Origin of the sequence: Streptococcus oralis, from assembly GCF_022749195.1 — a bacterium.
Lineage (GTDB): Bacteria > Bacillota > Bacilli > Lactobacillales > Streptococcaceae > Streptococcus > Streptococcus oralis_CI.
Window position 1 is genome coordinate 957,694 of the sequence record NZ_CP094226.1, and the last position, 17,522, is coordinate 975,215.

The window sequence follows — 17,522 nt, forward strand, 5'->3', positions numbered from 1 at the left end:
AAATCCTTCTCAGAGTTAAAAAACTCTTTTCAATAACATTGCTAAATCGTTAGCCCCGTTTTTTAATAATAGTTAAACCAATTTTGACAGACATCTCTTTCGATGTTAACTGTATTGTGATCCCATAATTTGTTTTATCTGAGTGATCTATTCTAATTTGGCATGTTGTTTCCTCAGGTAAATCATATTTGCTTTTCAATTTCTGAAAGAGTTCAGAGTGAGTGTCTGGCTGGTAGATAATTTCACTAAGCTCTGTTGTTCCAGTTCTTAACGTTCTTTTTACATTCAAGGAGTCAAAAACATCTCTTTTGACAACTAAGTTAAGAATCTCTTCATCAAATAAAGGGTCTATCTCCGAATCGTAATGCAACTTGCCATTAGAATAACTAACAGGAACCGTTTTTTTGTTTTCTCCGATTTGTATTCTATAGTCACCCTTACCCTCTGCCTTGGTAATGTCTAGGTCAATTTCATATCTTTTGACTTCGTCACCATTTTTTATATAGACTCTGCTTTTATAAGCTTCCAGCCCATTAAAATCCTTCTGCTCTTGTTCCAAAAATTTAAACATAGACTCAAACGTTTTTTCAAACTCGAACTGTTCCTTTGTTCTATTTTGGGTAATAGTTTCACCACCAAAACTACAAGCATTCAATGAAGATGCTGTCAAAAGAATAACAAGAACTCCAGTTAACCATAAACACCATTTAAACTTTTTCATATTTTATTTAATCCTTTTTTCGAGTCATAAAAGTAAGATTTTTTCAAAAATCTATAAATGTTTAGTTTAACTTACGCTAGTTCTACGTCAACTCCAGCTGCAGCAAAAGTTTCCTTAACTTGTTCAAAATTACTTGACATGATTGTCGCTTGTTTTAAATTTGGGAACTGCTTTAATTCAGCCAAACTAACCTCATTCAAATCAAAAATACTATCCTCACCATCCCACTGAGGAATCAGATTCATAAAGATTTCATTCCCGCCATCCATATCAATCTCTTTTACAAGACTTGCATACTTCTGTGAAATCTGAAAATTTTTAAAGTATTCTAAGGCAGGCTCGACAAATTCTGTACTTTCTGTATCAATATCCAACTCGCTAAATTCCTCTGAAAAATCAAAAATATCAAAAGCTGGATTTAAAAGCTCAAAATCATACATCAATACTTGGATAATAGCTAGTTTAAAATTCAGATTATCAAAATGAAGATATTTTTCTTGAACAACTTTTGGATTTGATTTTTGACGTTCATGCTTGATTTCTGGATAGTAAGAAATGGTGAGTGGATATCTCATTACATCTGGTCTTCCATTAAAATTTGTTCCACGAGGGGTCCATAAAATAAAATTGAAATCCCCAGTTCTGTGTCTATCATAAAGAAAATAGGGAGTCTTCCCATCAGTGGATACTAAGGCATGACAAGGCATCTTGGGTAATTCTTCTTCCCCAAACATAGGTTTTACAACATCACCGTAGTAGAGACTGATAGTAGAAAGTAGATGCTCATCATCAATATAGACCCTGCATTTCTTTAAATGATTCTTGACAGAAAGAGAATGTTCAAATACAATACCAGCATTGTCGTAAATGTACTTTATGTATTTATTTTCTTTTTTGACAACCTGATCAGGCTTTCCTAATACAGCCTCAATATCTTTCAAAGATAAAGGAAAAGACAAGCTGGTTCCGTTCATTACCATTGAATTGTCATGAAAATTGATTTCGAGGTTTTTAGGACTTTTCTTTTTAAAAAAACTAAACATTTGATTCTCCTATTTATAATTTGTTTATCTAAATGCATCAAATCTATTTTTCTAACATCAGAAAATTTACTGTATAAAATAAGGTTTTGCCGTATTTTTCGTCCGTAGGATTAAAAAAGCAGGAAGCCTTCTGAAAATTAATTACTCTTCACTAATAGACTTACCGCCTCTGCATGATGCGTTTGCGGAACTCAAAAGGTTTGGGGAGTTCAAAGCTCCAGTGGAGCTTTGAAGCCTTCTTGCCTTAAAATGAAAAGGTAAGAGGATTAGCTACGTTTCACTAACAAACTTACACATTCAGCGGTTCGGATTTACCGTATCATCCGTGAAAAAACAATCCTCACGAAATAATGGAAAGTCTTTTGTTTTGATGTTGTTCCATTCGTAAACTGAACCTACAATATCTCCAATAATAGCTCCTAGCATGGTATTCCTCCTTACAAACTGTTAGTTTAGACTGACATTTCTACTTGTCATACTCGTCTATTTTATCAGCATATTCAGTTAAAAGATTCTTTGAATAAATTTTTGCATTACTTGAATTTCTAACTTCTTTCCAAAGAATAGAAGCAACTTTTAACTTGTTTGAGTAGTTACGACTATTTTCGTCTGCACAGAAGTCCTTTAAAAATTGATTCCATTGACAAACCGAATGGTCATACTTGGCATAATCTGAATCTCCATAATAAACTTTTAGCATATCTTGGATTGTGAAATTCAAATCATTTTCTTTTTTTACTTTTCTCCAAGCAGTGGCCATATCAGCAGTAAATTTAAAGGGCGAAACACCTGTTAAAGTTGAGAAATATTCTCTAAAGTGTGCATTAAAGGAGAATCCACATTCAAGTAAGGGCGTATCTAAAGTAACGACTTCTACTCGTTTCTTTTTCCTTTTTACTGATGATTTTTTAATCAAATTCCCCTTAAAGTACTGCTCAATAATATCATTGAGTTCTTGTTTTGTACCTCTATTTTCAAGCCCTAATGACTGGCATATCTGTGAAAGTTCATCACGATACCAGTAGTATTTATTAAACTCATTAAAGGATGAGATTTTTTCAAACACAGGTCTGCTCTCTATCAATATAACACCTCCTTAAAAACAGTTTAGGTTTTCATTTCTAAATAATAGTATTTGGGTTTCTTTATTTTGAGGATTAGCAACGTTTCACTAACAAACTCACACACTCAGCGGTTCGGACTTACCGTATCATCCGTGAAAAACAAAGGCTTTCCCTTCTTCTAAAGAATCAAAAGCGACTAAATTTTTAAAATAATCATTTTGGTACAATTCCAATAGATACATCTTTAATCTCTCAATACTTGAAAAACTAACCGATATTTTAAGCAACTTACAATCAAATTATCTAGCCTTAATATACGCATTTATCATATAACGAAGATAATTAAGTGTTGTTTATCCAGGGTCGACATCTATAGAAGTTATTTTGTAACCATCATTATTGTATAAAAATTCTAATTGTAGGGTTAAATCTACTAATTCAGAATCGGAGGTCATCTCATATTCAACAACAAAGCCAGTTTGATCATTAAATTCATAAACTTGTAGTTGGGAGTACTCATAATTCGGATGGAAATTACAATCTACACCATATTCATCAATTTTATCAAAATCATTTAATTGTAATGAATCGTCAATATATTCAAGTAACTCTCTTACATCATCAACTTCTGAACCATCAACACAATCCAAAATATCTCTATAATTATTTAGATGAATTGCTCTTAAAATCTTTTTGAGTACTTCAATTACTTTTTCTTCATCTTGGTAGTTTTCTTTGTACTCAAAATCATCGAATATTCCCATGATAATACTTCCTTTTTTTGTAATCAACTTTAAATCTTATGAATATTAAAAATGTTTCACTAACAAACTCACACACTCAGCGGTTCGGACTTACCGTATCATCCGTGAAAAAACAATCATCACAAAATAAAGGAAAATCCTTCGTTTTGATATTGTTCCAATCGTAAACTGAACCTACAATATCTCCAATAATTGCTCCTAGCATAAGATTCCTCCTTATGGCATATCAGATTCGTTACACATTTCTAATGAGTCACTCTTTAAAAATGGAACCACCAAATCAATCCACTCATAAGGCAGGTAAGCTGATAAATAGCCGTGGTTATAGCCCTTTGCTTCATACAAAATTGTATTTGAATGTAGCTGATGAAATAATTTCGCTGATTCTTTCACACAGTTCAATTCTTTTTCACCATAGATATACAGAACCTGAGCCTTGCTAGCAGAAATCATATCTTTCAGCTTGTAACATCCCATATAGTTTTTGTAAATGGTCACCAATGTTTTGACAGGCGTCCTTGGCAAATCTTCTAAATAATAAGCTTTTATTTCCTCTGGATAAGCCAGTTTAGGATAGAGTTTGTTCATCATGCTTAACTCAAGTTCGCAAGAGAATTTATTGAACATCAACTTACCAAATAGAGACACTAGAAAGATGCTGATTTTAGCTAACCATGGTTGAGGAATACAGAGACTTCCGTCTATGATGGCCTTCTTAGCAATTTCACTGTCTAAAGACAAAAGCTCCATGGCAATTTGACCACCAAGTGAAACACCACCGATTGCAAACAATTTCCCATCACAATTTGATTTGATATAGTCTAGAATCTCCAAAGCAGAATCTTCAGTAGAAACATAATCAAGTTGATATTCCTCGCCGTGGCCATTCAAAGTGGGTAGAATAACACGGTATTCTTCTGACAAGATTCGTGCTTGACGAAGATAGTTCCACCAAGAACTGCCACCACCATGTATCAGTAAGATAGGAGGCAAATTCTTATCACCAAATTCATGGAATTTCATGTTTAAACTCCTTACTTTAGGACTTTCACTAGCTACATCCTTGTTTAATCAGCTCGTACAAGCAAAGCTACACACTCTACGTGGTGCGTTTGAGGAAACAAATCCACCGGTTGGACTTTCTTCAATTCATATCCCAACTCTTGGTAGAGTTTGATATCACGCGCCATGGTTGCGACATTACAAGAGATATAAGCAATGCGGTCTACTCCTGTTTGAGCGCTTGCCTTGATAAAGCTTTCAGTGAGTCCTTTTCTCGGTGGGTCCACTAATATAACACTTGGTTGAATACCGTCTTTGAGCCAGTTCTTCATGGCATTTTCAGCTGTGTCGCAGACATAGTGGGCATTTGTGATATTATTTAATGCAGCATTCTTCTGGCTATTCTCAACTGCTTCTGGGATGACCTCAACTCCATAGACTTCCTTAACATGTTTCGCAACAGAGAGGCCAATCGTTCCAATACCAGAATAAGCATCGATCACCACATCATCTGCTTTTAACTCCGCAAAGTCAATGGCCGTTTGATAAAGTTTCTCTGCCATTTCAGTATTGACCTGGTAAAAGGCTGGGCCAGCGATTTGGAAGTCATTTCCCAACATCTGGTCCGTAATATAGTCTTGACCATAAAGAGTGCGCCACTCCTTACCAAAAATCGCATTGGTATTCTGGTCGTTGATATTCTGCATGACAGACACAATCTCTGGGAACTGCTTGATAAGGTGTTCAATCAATTGCTCTACTCGGAAAACTTTCGGACGAGTTGTTACTAAAATGACCATGATTTGCCCTGAATAGTGCCCACGTCGCACCACAAGATTTCGAATCAAGCCAGACTGTTCCTTTTCGTCATAAGGTTTTAAATCAAAACGACGAAGCAAATCGCGTAAAACTACTACGACTTGGTCAATAACAGGATCTTGGATAAAGAAATCTTCAAGAGGCATGAGGTCGTGCGAATTCTTACGGAAAAAACCAGTTTCCAAGATACCATTCACTCGACGAACAGGTACCTGCGCCTTATTTCGATACTGGATTGGATGGTCCATGCCGAGCGTTTCAGAGACCTCTACATCTGTAATACCAGCAATCTTGTAGAGACTGTCTTTGACTTGCTTGGTTTTAAACTTTAGCTGCTCTGGATAGGCAAGATGCCCCAAGTCAGCGATACCTGAGCGTAGATGAGCTAGGTCAAGGTCTTGGTTACGATGCGGAGAATATGTAAGGTATTCTTCAACCTTCCCAAAGCCAATCTTTTTAGTGACTTTAAGGACACGCATGAGGATTTTCTCAGTTGGTAAAGCATTCTCTACAAAGAAAACCAAACCATCTACCTTGGCAACTCCTGCCCCTTCATGGGTCAAATCAACAATTTCAACTTCTACAATATCATTTTTCTTTAGCATATTTTTCACTTTCTATCGGCCGACAAAAAAGACGGCAACATTTCTGTTACCATCTATTATATCATGAAATGACCTAAGCACCAAAACTCTTGAAGAAGTTGACAATGGCTTGCCAAAGAGAGCTAAAGAAGTTGCCCCCCTCTTCTAGCGCTTTATTAGCATCAAAGTTGAGGTTGATATTTTTAAAACTATCTCCAGCTTGGGAAACGATGCTTTGTTTGAGATCATTTAGGGTTTTGGTGAAATCAGCATTGTTCAAGATATCACTCTTTGAGAGGTTGAGCGCAAAATTGACGATGATATTGATCTGGTTTCCTGTTATAACCTGATCGAGTTTGTAGTTTTTTAGAGTGTCTTCAACGATTTTGCGAACATCTTCTTCTATCAGATTTCCTTTGGCTTCTTTTGCCTTTGCGATTCCTGCCTTGATATCTGTCATAGCCGCATTGAGCTTATTGGCATCGTAGCCTGACTTGTCCTTGTTTTCAGCATTAATATCGGACAAGGCTTTCAACTCTTCTTGAGCCAAGTCTTTATTGGCTTGCGGTACTTTAGCACCATTGGCCTCTAACGAGTAGTAAATCCCAGCTAGGGCGCTCTCACCTGTAACTGGTATAGGAGCTGCAACTGTGATTTTGGCATGCTCAACTCCCAGGGTCACTGCTGCATTACGGTACATATCCTGTGTCACCTTGGTGATATTTTCAGGCGTTTCAATCTTGACCTCTAGAGGTGATTTGTCACCCAGCTTTTGAATCTTGGCCGAAGAATAGAGTTGTAGACTAGCATCATTAGCCACATTCATGATTTTCGAATAGATATCAGGTGTCATGGTTTTGATATCTTTGGTGTCTTTTGATGTGTCATAGCCAAGTTTGCTAAGAGTTTGATTTTTCTGGTCTTCAGATAGAGAAGAACCTAGGACATATTCGGGTTGTACATAGGTTTCATCGATTACTTTTTGAACATCTGTTGCTGCGTGGACACTCGTCATAGCGGTTGCGGCCCACAATACTGCAGCACTTGTTAGAAAGAATTTCTTTCTCATGGGGTATTCCCTCCTTTACCTTTCTAGGTTAATAAAACAATCTTAAAGAAAACTTATAGTGAAAAAACACCTGATCAAACCAGATGTTTAAAAGAAATTAAAGAATTTCATGATATAGAGATTAAAGCGAACCTGTCTTGAGTAGTAATAATTTCCACCATTTTCATAAAGTTCTGCACCATGAAAGATAGAAATTGGGTTGATGTAGGTATAGGTCTTCCCAGTGGTATTTCCAAGGATAGGAGCGACCGTTTCTCGGGAGTAACGCTTAGCTAGTGCCAGAGTATTTTCCTTACCATTCTGAGCGATAAAGTCTATATAGGCAGGTCCAAAATTATAGGCTTGAACAGCGGTCCAGACATCTACTCCTTTGCTCTGTGCCAAATAGAGGTTATCTGTTAGTGTCTGTATCCCTTGGCGAATACTAGAGGCATCGTCTTTGATGGTATTGGTAGCGCCACTAGCAGACTCACTAGACTGCATGACATCCCGCTCTTTACCCTTCGTTTCGGTATAAATCATGGCGAGCACCAACTCTTCATTGGCTGGAGTATCTCTTTCGCTCAAGATTTCTCGAACCATGGGTTGGTAGGTCATGACCTGTTTAACATCCTGATGGATATGATAAGCTTTATATCCTACGAAAAGGAAGACTGCTAGCACAAGCACTCTTCTTATAAATTTAAACATTATTTACTTTGAATATCCTCGATATTTTTGATTAAGATAGAATAGGTTCCATTGTCATTTTGGATAAACTCAACAGACTCCGCATCTTGATAGACGTTATTGGGAACGATGAGCTCAATTCCATTTGACAAGGAAAGTTTTTGGTTTTCAAATTTCTTGAGCTGACGACTGGCATCAATTTCATCAAACTGGACTGGTTCTGGTACAGCTTCCTTGACTTGGTCGATAAAGCTCAAGCGAGCTGTCAGATTATTATCAAAAAGGTCGTTGGCTAATTTTTCAGGAGACAACTCATTGTTTTCTTCCAGATTGTTGAAAATCGCTGATTTGACCTTGGATTGAAACTGAAAATCATCTGTGTTAAAGGACTCTGCAATTCTCTGAGCCGTTTTTTCCAGTTCCTTGATGGATTTCTTGGGAGAAATCTTAGGAGCGACAGCAAGGAGATTTTCTGAAAAATAATTCAAAAAAGTCCCATTATACTTGATGCGTTTCTCGATGAGATGGTACTTGCGACTTTGAAGATTGACCACCAAAGCCTCATCAGCCCCCGTTCCAAATCCAGGTAGGTTATTCTGAGTTAGCTTAATTGGGTTATCAACTTCTCCACCAAGGTGAGTCAAGGTCTCACGTAGAGCAATTCGCAAAAAAGCGAAATGTTCAACGCCTTCTTTAGAAAACTGAACAAAAATCAAGTCATTGGTCTTGAGATTTTCAGAAATGCTAAACTCCTCTTTCCAGAGATTAGCCAGTGTTACTGATGTCTCCAACAAATCATCCGTGATATGATTGAAGAAGGGATTTTCTTCTTCGAAAATCCCAGTCTTGGCTTCATCTGAATACACGCGTTCAATTTTTTTGCGCAGGTATTCTTCGATTTTTGGAGTGATATTGAGAAACTTATCCGCTAGAAACAGCTCTGTATCATCCGGGCTAAACTGATGGATAATGGCTTTCTTAATATAAATGTCCATAAAAGTATTAGTCCTCGTATAGTGGGAAGGCATCTGTCAATGCTTTGACTTCGCTTCTCACTTCTTCTAAGACAGCTTCATTTTCTGCATTCTTAAGGGTTTTAATGATGAGTTCAGCTACTTTACGGCTTTCTTCTTCACCAAATCCACGTGCAGTGATGGCTGCAGAACCGATACGAATCCCACTTGTCTTGAATGGTGACAAGGTTTCGTATGGAATTGAGTTTTTATTTAGGGTAATATTAACTTCATCTAGCAAGTTTTGAGCAACTTTTCCGTTTTCTACAACCTTGGTTACATCCACTAGGAAGAGGTGATTTTCAGTTCCACCAGAAATGATACGGAAATCAGGATCCTGCAAGAAGACTTCAACCATAGCCTTGCTGTTTTTGATGACATTAGCAGCATATTCCTTGAAGGCTGGGTCCAAAACTTCTTTGAAGGAAACCGCCTTAGCCGCCACAACATGCTCCAAAGGACCACCCTGAATACCAGGGAAAATAGCTGAGTTGATTTTCTTAGCTAAGTCCTCATCATTTGTCAAAATCAAACCACCACGCGGTCCACGAAGAGTTTTGTGGGTCGTTGTTGTAGTGATATGAGCGTATGGCACTGGGCTTGGATGGAGTCCAGCTGCAACCAAACCAGCGATATGGGCCATATCGACCATGAGCTTAGCTCCAACAGCATCTGCGATTTCACGGAATTTTGAGAAGTCAATAATTTGAGAATAGGCTGAAGCACCCGCTACAATTAGTTTTGGTTTTACTTCTTGGGCTTGTTTCAAGATAGCATCAAAGTCCAAGAGTTCTGTTTCAGGATCCACACTATAGGAAACAAAGTTGTAGGTTTGACCAGAGAAGCTAACTGGAGCTCCGTGGGTCAAGTGTCCACCTGCTGCCAAATCCATCCCCATAACGGTATCACCAGGCTCAATCAAGGCCATGTAAGCCGCACAGTTAGCTTGGCTTCCTGAGTGAGGTTGGACATTGGCGAATTTAGCACCGAAAATTTCTTTTGCACGTTCAATAGCTAGAGTTTCTACCACGTCTACTACATCAGTTCCACCATAATAACGGCGTCCTGGGTAACCTTCAGCATATTTATTCGTCAAGATAGACCCTTGAGCTGCCATAACAGCCTTGGAAACCACGTTTTCCGAAGCAATCAACTCAATATTGTTTTGCTGGCGTTCTTCTTCTTTGGCAATAGCATTCCAGAGATCAGCATCGTATGCTTTAAAATCGTCTTTGTCAAAAATCATAGGTCTTCTCCTTTATAGTGTGACTGGTCCTTTAGTTTGTTTTTCCAATAAGAAAATAAACTAAAAGATGCGAATAAACCGTTTCTGCACTTTATCACAAGTATAACCAACTTTTTCATAAAATGCATGAGCTCCCAGACGATGATCAGCAGAGTTTAAGCGGATAAACCCATAACCCCGTCTTTTTGCTTCTTGATCCAACCCTTGCAGTAAACTTTTACCGATACCTTGCCCTTGTGCTTGAGGCGAAACCGCTAAGCCTAAGATATTAAAGCCTGCTTTGGAATAGAGGGATTCATAAACTTCAGCATGGACATATCCAAGTAGGACATGGCTGACCTCATCCTCATAGCCAAGTAGGAAATGATGAGAATCCTGAGACAGTCTAGCTAGTTGACTAGCTGTGTCCTCTGGACTAAAAGAATAGCCCAAAGCCTCTTGGTTAATCTCACATATAGCATTCACATCTGTTTCTTGCAAATCTCTTAACATCTCATTCCTCCTCAAAAGAAATCTCTGGCAACCGAGCAAGAATGTCTTCTCGCTTAATCGCCCCCTGGCGTAAGATTTTCACCTTGTCTCCAGACAAATCCAAAATCGTCGAATCCTGTCCAGTTAAAGAAGCATCGTCCTCCAGCCCCAGAACCTCTTGGTCAAAATCCTCTAGAATTTGAGCAAAGGTCACGCCACTTGCCTGACCTGAAATATTGGCAGACGGCCCAATCAAGGGTCCTGTCTCTCGAATCAAATCAAGTGTAATGGGGTGACTCGGCATCCGAAATCCGACAGTTGCAATACCAGAGTTGACCCAATAGGGAACTCGGTCATTGGCTTCGAGGATAATGGTCAGGGGACCCGGTAAAAAGGCCTCTACAAGCTTTTGTAGATAAGTTGGCTGATTCTTTGAAAAGTGCAAGATGTCCTCTAGAGAAGCGACATTAAGATTGAGTGCCTTATCTCTGGGACGACGTTTGAGTTGGTAAACATGGTCGACAGCTTTTTCGTCTAAGGCCTTAGCAAAGAGACCATAAACTGTCTCTGTAGGCAAAACAACAGCTCCGCCTTTTTCCAACTCTTGTCTAATCCTGTCCATCATCAACTACAACCATCCTATCTTGACCAAATTGGTCCTTGAGTGTTCGTACCCGTTTTTCAGGAAGATGTTTCCTAAAAAGCGCAGGAACACTTTGACCTTGCTTGTATCCAATTTCAAGGTAAATCTTACCACCATCTGTGAGATAGTCTTTTGCATCTTCCGCAATTCTGCGATAAATAGCTAGGCCATCCTCATCTGCAAAGAGAGCTAGATGAGGTTCTGAATGCAAAACATTCAAACCAACCTCTGACTCATCTTCACGAGAGATATAGGGTGGATTGGATACAATTATATCATATTTTTCAGAAATTTCTGCAAAACAATCAGATTTTTTAAAAAATATATTAAGATTTTGATTGCTAGCATTCTCTGATGCAAGCTCTAAGGCGGCTTGGGAAATATCTGCTGCTGTCACTGACCAATCTGGTCTGTTTTTAGCTAATGCAAGGGCTATGGCACCACTTCCAGTCCCGATATCTAGAATCTTAAGACTTTCCTCAGGATTTTCTGTGAGGATGAGATCCACCAACTCTTCTGTCTCTGGCCGAGGAATCAAAACTCGCTCATCCACTTTTAACTGCATTCCAAAGAATTCTGCCTGTCCGATGATATACTGAGCTGGTTTATGGGACGCTAACTGCTGGTAAATTTCTTCTACAAATCGTTTTTCTTCCTCTGTTACCTCTTGCTGGAGGGCAAAGACAAAGTCTGTAAAAGAGAGATTTTTTAAGCTACGATAGACAAAAGAGAGGCTTTCTGCTTCCTCTCCTTGTCTTATCAACGCTTCTTCAAAATCTGAAAATAATTGGGCTAATTTCATTATTTATTTAATTCTTCTAATTTTTGTGTTTGGTCATAGAGCACCAAGGCATCCACAACTTCATCCAATTTACCAGATAAAATCATATCTAGTTTTTGGAGGGTCAAGCCAATACGGTGGTCCGTAACACGGTTTTGCGGGAAATTATAAGTACGAATCCGTTCTGAACGGTCACCAGTACCGACTGTTGACTTACGCTCAGCGTCTTGTTCATCCTGGGCAATTTGTGCAAAGTGGTCAGCAACACGCGCACGGATGATTTTCATGGCTTTCTCACGGTTCTTCTGCTGGGTACGTTCTTCCTGCATCTCAACCTTGATATTGGTTGGCAAGTGAACGATACGCACGGCAGTCGCAACCTTATTGACGTTCTGTCCACCAGCACCTGATGCGTGGTAGATGTCAACACGAAGGTCTTTTGGATCGATATCGTATTCTACTTCTTCCACTTCAGGCATGACTAGAACTGTCGCTGTCGAGGTATGAACACGCCCTTGACTTTCTGTCACAGGGACACGTTGAACACGGTGGGCTCCAGACTCATACTTGAGTTTAGAGTATACAGATTGACCCGAAACCATGGCAACCACTTCTTTGAAACCACCAACACCATTCATAGAAGCTTCCATGACTTCAAAGCGCCAGCCTTGGGCTTCCGCATACTTTTGGTACATAGTTAGCAAATCTCCAGCGAAGAGCGCTGCTTCGTCTCCACCAGCTGCTCCACGGATTTCAAGGATGATGTTCTTGTCATCGTTTGGATCCTTTGGAAGGAGCAAGATTTTGAGTTTTTCTTCGTATTCTTCTTTTTCAGCCTTGGCGTCTTTGAGTTCTTGCTTAGCCATTTCTTCCAAGTCCGCATCTCCGCCAGACTCTTTAATCATTTCTTCAGCATCGATGATATTTTGAAGGACTTGTTTGTATTCTCGGTAAGCCGTCACCGTATCACGGGTTGAAGCTTCTTCTTTGGACAATTCCATAAAACGCTTGGTATCAGAGACTACATCAGGGTCACTAAGCAATTCTCCTAATTCTTCATAACGGTCTTCTACAGCTTGTAGTTGATCATAGATGTTCATTTTTCTTCATTCTCCTTATTGATTTCAGGGGCAAAATAATGTTTTCGGCAGACTGAGATATAGGTTTCATTTCCACCGATCTGAATTTGTTCGCCATCATAGACTGGCACACCATCCTGCGTACGCAACACCATAGTCGCCTTTTTCTTACAATACTGACAGATAGTCTTGATTTCGTCAATCTTATCTGCTAAAAGCAAGAGGTATTTGGAACCTTCGAACAATTCATTGCGAAAGTCATTTTTCAAACCAAAAGCCATGACAGGTATATCTAACTCATCAACAACACGAGCTAAGTCGTAAACATGGTGACGCTTGAGAAACTGGGCCTCATCGACCAACACACAGTAAGGTTTTTCAGGTAAATCTCGGATATAGCCGAAGATATCCGTCGTTTCCTCAATCGCAATAGCTGGGCGTTTCATACCAATCCGACTGGATACATAGCCAACTCCGTCACGCGTATCCAGAGCCGAAGTCATAATCACAACTCCCTTTCCTTGCTCCTCGTAGTTATAGGCCACCTTGAGAATCTCAATCGTCTTACCAGAGTTCATGGTCCCATAACGATAATACAACTGTGCCATGCTTCTAATTCACGTCCATTTCTAAATTTTTGCTACATTCTAGTATATCATAATTTTCTGAAGCTTTAAACGGCAAAATGTGGTAAAATAGAAGAAATCAAAAACTAGTGGAGGAAGTTATTATGCCATTTGTACGCATCGATTTATTTGAAGGACGCACGCTCGAGCAAAGGAAAGCTCTGGCTAAGGAAGTAACGGAAGCTGTTGTCCGCAACACTGGAGCCCCTCAATCAGCCGTTCATGTCATCATCAACGACATGCCAGAAGGAACTTACTTCCCACAAGGAGAAATGCGCACCAAATAAACTAGCTTAAGCAGAATTGCTTAGGCTTTTTCAATCTCCAAGTGGCATCCATTGAAGAAATAGTCTAATTTTGTTACAATTTGAAGAGATGCTTGGATACCTATCCTAAGAAAAGAAATACAAAAGGAATTAGTATGATTACACGTGAATTTGATACCATCGCTGCTATCTCTACTCCACTAGGTGAAGGAGCCATTGGTATTGTCCGCCTGAGCGGAACAGATAGTTTTGCCATTGCGCAAAAGATTTTCAAAGGGAAAGACTTGAGTAAGGTTGCTAGCCACACTCTTAACTATGGTCACATTGTTGATCCTCTGACTGAAAAAGTCATGGACGAGGTCATGGTTGGAGCCATGAAGTCTCCAAAGACCTTCACTTGTGAAGATATTATCGAGATTAACACCCACGGTGGGATTGCCGTGACCAATGAAATTCTTCAACTTGTAATACGTGAAGGAGCTCGTATGGCAGAACCTGGTGAATTTACCAAGCGCGCCTTTCTAAATGGACGTGTGGACTTGACTCAGGCTGAGGCAGTGATGGACATCATTCGTGCCAAGACAGATAAGGCCATGAATATTGCAGTCAAACAATTGGACGGTTCTCTTTCTGACCTCATTAATAATACTCGCCGAGAAATCCTCAATACACTTGCCCAAGTTGAGGTCAATATTGACTATCCTGAGTATGATGATGTTGAGGAAGCTACTACTGCTGTTGTCCGCGAGAAGACTATGGAGTTTGAACAATTGCTAACCAATCTCCTTAGAACAGCTCGTCGCGGTAAGATCCTTCGCGAAGGAATTTCAACAGCTATCATCGGCCGTCCCAACGTTGGAAAATCGAGCCTCCTCAACAACCTCTTGCGTGAGGACAAGGCCATCGTTACAGACATCGCTGGTACCACCCGTGATGTCATCGAAGAATACGTCAACATTAATGGTGTACCTCTCAAATTGATTGATACAGCTGGAATTCGGGAAACAGATGATGTCGTGGAACAAATCGGAGTTGAACGCTCCAAGAAAGCCCTCAAGGAAGCTGACTTGGTACTACTAGTACTAAATGCCAGCGAACCACTAACCGCCCAAGACCGCCAACTCCTAGAAATCAGTCAAGATACTAACCGCATTATTTTACTTAATAAAACAGACCTGCCAGAAGCGATTGAAACTTCAGAACTTCCTGAAGATGTCATTCGTATTTCAGTTCTTAAAAATCAAAACATTGATAAAATTGAAGAGCGTATCAATAACCTCTTCTTTGAAAATGCTGGTTTGGTCGAGCAAGATGTCACTTACCTGTCTAATGCCCGTCATATTTCCTTGATTGAGAAGGCTGTTGAAAGCCTACAAGCTGTTAATGAAGGTCTTGAACTGGGGATGCCAGTTGACTTGCTTCAAGTTGACTTGACTCGTACTTGGGAAATCCTCGGAGAAATCACTGGGGATGCTGCTCCAGATGAACTCATCACCCAGCTCTTTAGCCAATTCTGTTTAGGAAAATAAGCAAAATCCATGATCCTTCTTGCGGTCATGGATTTTATTGTCTTTATTAGTAATCTGGCCTAAGGACTCCTGTTACGGTTGCCTTAGTCGCTTCGTAGTCGCCATCTACAACAACCTTGATAATGCGTTTAGCATCTTCCTCTGGTGCTGGAACTAGAGGTAATCGAGTTGGTCCAGCTTCAAATCCCATATAGTTCAAAACAGCCTTAACTGGAGCAGGGCTTGGATAAGAGAAGAGGGCATTGACCTTAGGAATGAACTTGCGCTGAATAGCTGCGGCTTTCTTCATATCGCTTTCTGCAATGGCAGTGAGCATCTCGTGCATCTCATCTCCATTTGTATGGGAGGCAACAGAAATAACCCCATCCGCACCAAGGTTCATGGCATGGAAGGCATCTCCATCTTCACCTGTATAAATCAAGAATTCTTCTGGCTTGTGCTCAATCAAGTAAGCCATATTAGCCAAGCTAGTACATTCTTTGACACCAATGATATTTGGATGGTCAGCCAAACGAAGCATGGTTTCTGGAGTTAATTCCACTACTACGCGTCCTGGAATGTTATAGATAATAATTGGTAGGTCAGAAGCATCTGCAATCGCTTTAAAGTGCTGATACATTCCTTCTTGAGAAGGTTTGTTGTAGTATGGTACGATAGCAAGTCCAGCAGCGAAGCCACCAAAGTCTGCTACTTCTTTGACAAACTCAATCGAGTCACGCGTATCATTGGTACCAACACCCGCAATCAAAGGAACACGTCCATTAACAATCTTTTGTACAGCCGCAAAGAGTTCCAACTCCTCATCGTGGGTCAAGGTCGGACTCTCAGCAGTCGTTCCAGCTAGAAGAATTCCATCTGTATGATGGGCCAATAAATGCTCAATCAAGGCTGGAATGGCATCAAAGTTGATGGAACCATCCTCATGGAAAGGGGTAATAAAGGCTGTGATGATTTTACACTCTTTTAAATCTTGATAAGACATGAGAAACACCTCTCTATTTCAAAGAAGGAGTTCATCTGAACTCCTAAACGATATGACTATTTTAATTCAAATTTCAACTCAGCTGTTGGACGAACCAATCCACGTTCGTGAAGCGTTTCTGCAATCTGAACTGAGTTCCAGGCAGCACCTTTAAGAAGGTTATCTGAAACAACCCACATATGGATTCCTTTTTCAGCATCCAAGTCTTTTCGGATACGACCAACAAAGGTATCACGTGAACCAACTGCATTGATGGCTTGCGGATAGATTTGATGAGCTACATCATCTTCAAGAACTGCACCTGGAAAGGCTGCGATAGCTGCTTTCACTTCTTCGATTGGGGCCACTTCTTTTGTTTCAATGTAAACAGACTCAGAGTGAGCTGACAAGACAGGAATACGCACACATGTTGCAGACACTGCGATGCTATCATCTTCCATGATTTTCTTCGTTTCCTTGGTCATCTTCATCTCTTCGTAAGTGTAATCATTGTCAGTGAAGACATCGATTTGTGGAAGAGCGTTAAAGGCGATAGGATAGTGTTTCTTATCACCACCTGAAGGCAAGATTTCCGCATGCAAATCACGTGGATTCACACCATCATTCAAGACTTCACGAAGTTCACGTTGTGTTTCAAGAATCGCTCCCATACCAGCACCTGAGACCGCTTGGTAAGTTGAAACGATGATACGGTCCAAGCCCCATTTTTGACGAACAGGCTCAAGCGCCACCATCATTTGGATTGTTGAACAGTTAGGGCAAGCAATAATCCCGTTGTGGGCATCAAGTGCGTGAGCATTGACCTCTGGAACAACCAAAGGTACGTCTGGATTTTGGCGGAAATAAGATGTGTTATCTACTACTACCGCTCCAGCTTGAACTGCGTATGGTGCATACTTAGCTGATGTCGAACCACCTGCTGAGAAGAGTGCAATATCAACACCCTCAAAAGCGGTCTCAGTCGTTTCTTCAATCGTAATATCTTGGTCTTTAAATTTCAAAGTCTTGCCTGCTGAACGTGCAGAAGCAAGGTAACGAATTTTATCGATCGGAAGTGTTGATTCTTCCAACATTTTTATCATCTGAGCTCCGACAGCACCTGTCGCGCCGACTACAGCAACTGTATATCCCATAAATAACCTCTTTCGGAA

At 40.0% G+C, this 17,522-nt stretch carries 21 protein-coding genes; 2 read left to right on the forward strand and 19 right to left on the reverse strand.

Annotation, left to right across the window (positions count from 1 at the left end; translation table 11 throughout):
* Positions 1-49: 49 nt before the first annotated feature.
* The 17 genes from MP387_RS04675 to MP387_RS04755 all read right to left on the reverse strand — a co-directional run bounded on the left by MP387_RS04675 (position 50) and on the right by MP387_RS04755 (position 13,576).
* Positions 50-721 carry a hypothetical protein gene (locus MP387_RS04675; protein WP_242745386.1) on the reverse strand — a complete coding sequence of 224 codons (672 nt, stop codon included), beginning with the start codon at positions 719-721 and terminating at the stop codon, positions 50-52.
* Between the two features lie 71 nt (positions 722-792).
* Complete coding sequence (locus MP387_RS04680; RefSeq protein ID WP_242745388.1) at positions 793-1,764, reverse strand: DUF6892 domain-containing protein; 972 nt, start codon at positions 1,762-1,764, stop codon at positions 793-795.
* Positions 1,765-2,061: 297 nt separating this feature from the next.
* Complete coding sequence (locus MP387_RS04685; protein WP_314977782.1) at positions 2,062-2,190, reverse strand: ADP-ribosylglycohydrolase; 129 nt, start codon at positions 2,188-2,190, stop codon at positions 2,062-2,064.
* 40 nt (positions 2,191-2,230) lie between these two features.
* Positions 2,231-2,848, reverse strand: coding sequence for an SAP domain-containing protein (locus MP387_RS04690; protein WP_242745390.1), 618 nt, complete (start codon positions 2,846-2,848; stop codon positions 2,231-2,233).
* Between the two features lie 333 nt (positions 2,849-3,181).
* Positions 3,182-3,592 carry a DUF7668 domain-containing protein gene (locus MP387_RS04695; protein WP_061409433.1) on the reverse strand — a complete coding sequence of 137 codons (411 nt, stop codon included), beginning with the start codon at positions 3,590-3,592 and terminating at the stop codon, positions 3,182-3,184.
* Between the two features lie 76 nt (positions 3,593-3,668).
* Positions 3,669-3,797 carry an ADP-ribosylglycohydrolase gene (locus tag MP387_RS04700; RefSeq protein ID WP_242745392.1) on the reverse strand — a complete coding sequence of 43 codons (129 nt, stop codon included), beginning with the start codon at positions 3,795-3,797 and terminating at the stop codon, positions 3,669-3,671.
* Between the two features lie 11 nt (positions 3,798-3,808).
* Entirely contained in the window at positions 3,809-4,615 is an 807-nt protein-coding gene (locus tag MP387_RS04705; protein ID WP_242745399.1) for an alpha/beta hydrolase, read from the reverse strand.
* A gap of 44 nt (positions 4,616-4,659) precedes the next feature.
* Entirely contained in the window at positions 4,660-6,018 is a 1,359-nt protein-coding gene (gene rlmD, locus MP387_RS04710) for a 23S rRNA (uracil(1939)-C(5))-methyltransferase RlmD (RefSeq protein WP_242745400.1), read from the reverse strand.
* 73 nt (positions 6,019-6,091) lie between these two features.
* Positions 6,092-7,066: a DUF1002 domain-containing protein gene (locus MP387_RS04715; protein ID WP_242745402.1), complete on the reverse strand. Its 975-nt coding sequence runs from the start codon at positions 7,064-7,066 to the stop codon at positions 6,092-6,094.
* Positions 7,067-7,153: 87 nt separating this feature from the next.
* Positions 7,154-7,756 (reverse strand): lysozyme family protein, encoded by a 603-nt coding sequence (locus tag MP387_RS04720; RefSeq protein WP_242745404.1) that lies wholly within the window; start codon positions 7,754-7,756, stop codon positions 7,154-7,156.
* Positions 7,756-8,730 (reverse strand): nucleoid-associated protein, encoded by a 975-nt coding sequence (locus tag MP387_RS04725; protein WP_242745405.1) that lies wholly within the window; start codon positions 8,728-8,730, stop codon positions 7,756-7,758. Before MP387_RS04725 ends, MP387_RS04720 begins: the two co-directional genes overlap by 1 nt.
* Before the next feature lie 7 nt (positions 8,731-8,737).
* A complete protein-coding gene (gene glyA, locus MP387_RS04730) occupies positions 8,738-9,994 on the reverse strand; it encodes a serine hydroxymethyltransferase (protein WP_000575498.1) in 1,257 nt (418 codons plus the stop codon).
* Between the two features lie 60 nt (positions 9,995-10,054).
* Complete coding sequence (locus MP387_RS04735) at positions 10,055-10,486, reverse strand: GNAT family N-acetyltransferase (protein WP_000942957.1); 432 nt, start codon at positions 10,484-10,486, stop codon at positions 10,055-10,057.
* A 1-nt stretch (position 10,487) separates the two neighbouring features.
* Positions 10,488-11,090, reverse strand: coding sequence for an L-threonylcarbamoyladenylate synthase (locus MP387_RS04740; RefSeq protein ID WP_242745407.1), 603 nt, complete (start codon positions 11,088-11,090; stop codon positions 10,488-10,490).
* The gene (gene prmC / locus MP387_RS04745; protein WP_242745409.1) at positions 11,074-11,910 is read right to left on the reverse strand and encodes a peptide chain release factor N(5)-glutamine methyltransferase; all 837 of its coding nucleotides are present in this window, start codon (positions 11,908-11,910) and stop codon (positions 11,074-11,076) included. Before prmC ends, MP387_RS04740 begins: the two co-directional genes overlap by 17 nt.
* Positions 11,910-12,989 (reverse strand): peptide chain release factor 1, encoded by a 1,080-nt coding sequence (prfA, locus tag MP387_RS04750; protein WP_242745411.1) that lies wholly within the window; start codon positions 12,987-12,989, stop codon positions 11,910-11,912. The genes prmC and prfA overlap by 1 nt, the downstream gene beginning before the upstream one ends.
* Positions 12,986-13,576 (reverse strand): thymidine kinase, encoded by a 591-nt coding sequence (locus MP387_RS04755; protein ID WP_000068127.1) that lies wholly within the window; start codon positions 13,574-13,576, stop codon positions 12,986-12,988. Before MP387_RS04755 ends, prfA begins: the two co-directional genes overlap by 4 nt.
* Positions 13,577-13,698: 122 nt before the next feature.
* Here MP387_RS04755 and MP387_RS04760 point away from each other — a divergent pair, with 122 nt between their 5' ends.
* Both MP387_RS04760 and mnmE read left to right on the forward strand, forming a co-directional pair.
* Positions 13,699-13,881, forward strand: a complete 183-nt coding sequence (locus MP387_RS04760; RefSeq protein WP_242745413.1) for a 4-oxalocrotonate tautomerase — start codon at positions 13,699-13,701, stop codon at positions 13,879-13,881.
* A gap of 134 nt (positions 13,882-14,015) precedes the next feature.
* Positions 14,016-15,389 (forward strand): tRNA uridine-5-carboxymethylaminomethyl(34) synthesis GTPase MnmE, encoded by a 1,374-nt coding sequence (gene mnmE / locus MP387_RS04765; protein ID WP_242745420.1) that lies wholly within the window; start codon positions 14,016-14,018, stop codon positions 15,387-15,389.
* A 46-nt stretch (positions 15,390-15,435) separates the two neighbouring features.
* On the opposite strand, the gene dapA is transcribed toward mnmE, so the two are convergent.
* Complete coding sequence (dapA, locus tag MP387_RS04770; RefSeq protein WP_000121601.1) at positions 15,436-16,371, reverse strand: 4-hydroxy-tetrahydrodipicolinate synthase; 936 nt, start codon at positions 16,369-16,371, stop codon at positions 15,436-15,438.
* Positions 16,372-16,427: 56 nt separating this feature from the next.
* The gene (locus tag MP387_RS04775) at positions 16,428-17,504 is read right to left on the reverse strand and encodes an aspartate-semialdehyde dehydrogenase (protein ID WP_000542494.1); all 1,077 of its coding nucleotides are present in this window, start codon (positions 17,502-17,504) and stop codon (positions 16,428-16,430) included.
* Positions 17,505-17,522: the final 18 nt, after the last annotated feature.

Excerpts from the sequence above, each read along its gene's own strand:
- MP387_RS04695 (WP_061409433.1), bottom strand. The coding sequence starts at position 3,592 with ATGGGAATATTCGATGATTTTGAGTACAAAGAAAACTACCAAGATGAA.
- MP387_RS04740 (WP_242745407.1), bottom strand. The coding sequence starts at position 11,090 with ATGATGGACAGGATTAGACAAGAGTTGGAAAAAGGCGGAGCTGTTGTT.
- MP387_RS04735 (WP_000942957.1), bottom strand. The coding sequence starts at position 10,486 with ATGTTAAGAGATTTGCAAGAAACAGATGTGAATGCTATATGTGAGATT.
- mnmE (WP_242745420.1), top strand. The coding sequence starts at position 14,016 with ATGATTACACGTGAATTTGATACCATCGCTGCTATCTCTACTCCACTA.
- MP387_RS04725 (WP_242745405.1), bottom strand. The coding sequence starts at position 8,730 with ATGGACATTTATATTAAGAAAGCCATTATCCATCAGTTTAGCCCGGAT.
- glyA (WP_000575498.1), bottom strand. The coding sequence starts at position 9,994 with ATGATTTTTGACAAAGACGATTTTAAAGCATACGATGCTGATCTCTGG.
- MP387_RS04775 (WP_000542494.1), bottom strand. The coding sequence starts at position 17,504 with ATGGGATATACAGTTGCTGTAGTCGGCGCGACAGGTGCTGTCGGAGCT.
- prmC (WP_242745409.1), bottom strand. The coding sequence starts at position 11,910 with ATGAAATTAGCCCAATTATTTTCAGATTTTGAAGAAGCGTTGATAAGA.
- rlmD (WP_242745400.1), bottom strand. The coding sequence starts at position 6,018 with ATGCTAAAGAAAAATGATATTGTAGAAGTTGAAATTGTTGATTTGACC.
- MP387_RS04705 (WP_242745399.1), bottom strand. The coding sequence starts at position 4,615 with ATGAAATTCCATGAATTTGGTGATAAGAATTTGCCTCCTATCTTACTG.
- MP387_RS04760 (WP_242745413.1), top strand. The coding sequence starts at position 13,699 with ATGCCATTTGTACGCATCGATTTATTTGAAGGACGCACGCTCGAGCAA.
- MP387_RS04700 (WP_242745392.1), bottom strand. The coding sequence starts at position 3,797 with ATGCTAGGAGCAATTATTGGAGATATTGTAGGTTCAGTTTACGATTGG.
- MP387_RS04685 (WP_314977782.1), bottom strand. The coding sequence starts at position 2,190 with ATGCTAGGAGCTATTATTGGAGATATTGTAGGTTCAGTTTACGAATGG.
- MP387_RS04675 (WP_242745386.1), bottom strand. The coding sequence starts at position 721 with ATGAAAAAGTTTAAATGGTGTTTATGGTTAACTGGAGTTCTTGTTATT.
- MP387_RS04715 (WP_242745402.1), bottom strand. The coding sequence starts at position 7,066 with ATGAGAAAGAAATTCTTTCTAACAAGTGCTGCAGTATTGTGGGCCGCA.
- MP387_RS04755 (WP_000068127.1), bottom strand. The coding sequence starts at position 13,576 with ATGGCACAGTTGTATTATCGTTATGGGACCATGAACTCTGGTAAGACG.
- MP387_RS04720 (WP_242745404.1), bottom strand. The coding sequence starts at position 7,756 with ATGTTTAAATTTATAAGAAGAGTGCTTGTGCTAGCAGTCTTCCTTTTC.
- dapA (WP_000121601.1), bottom strand. The coding sequence starts at position 16,371 with ATGTCTTATCAAGATTTAAAAGAGTGTAAAATCATCACAGCCTTTATT.
- MP387_RS04680 (WP_242745388.1), bottom strand. The coding sequence starts at position 1,764 with ATGTTTAGTTTTTTTAAAAAGAAAAGTCCTAAAAACCTCGAAATCAAT.
- prfA (WP_242745411.1), bottom strand. The coding sequence starts at position 12,989 with ATGAACATCTATGATCAACTACAAGCTGTAGAAGACCGTTATGAAGAA.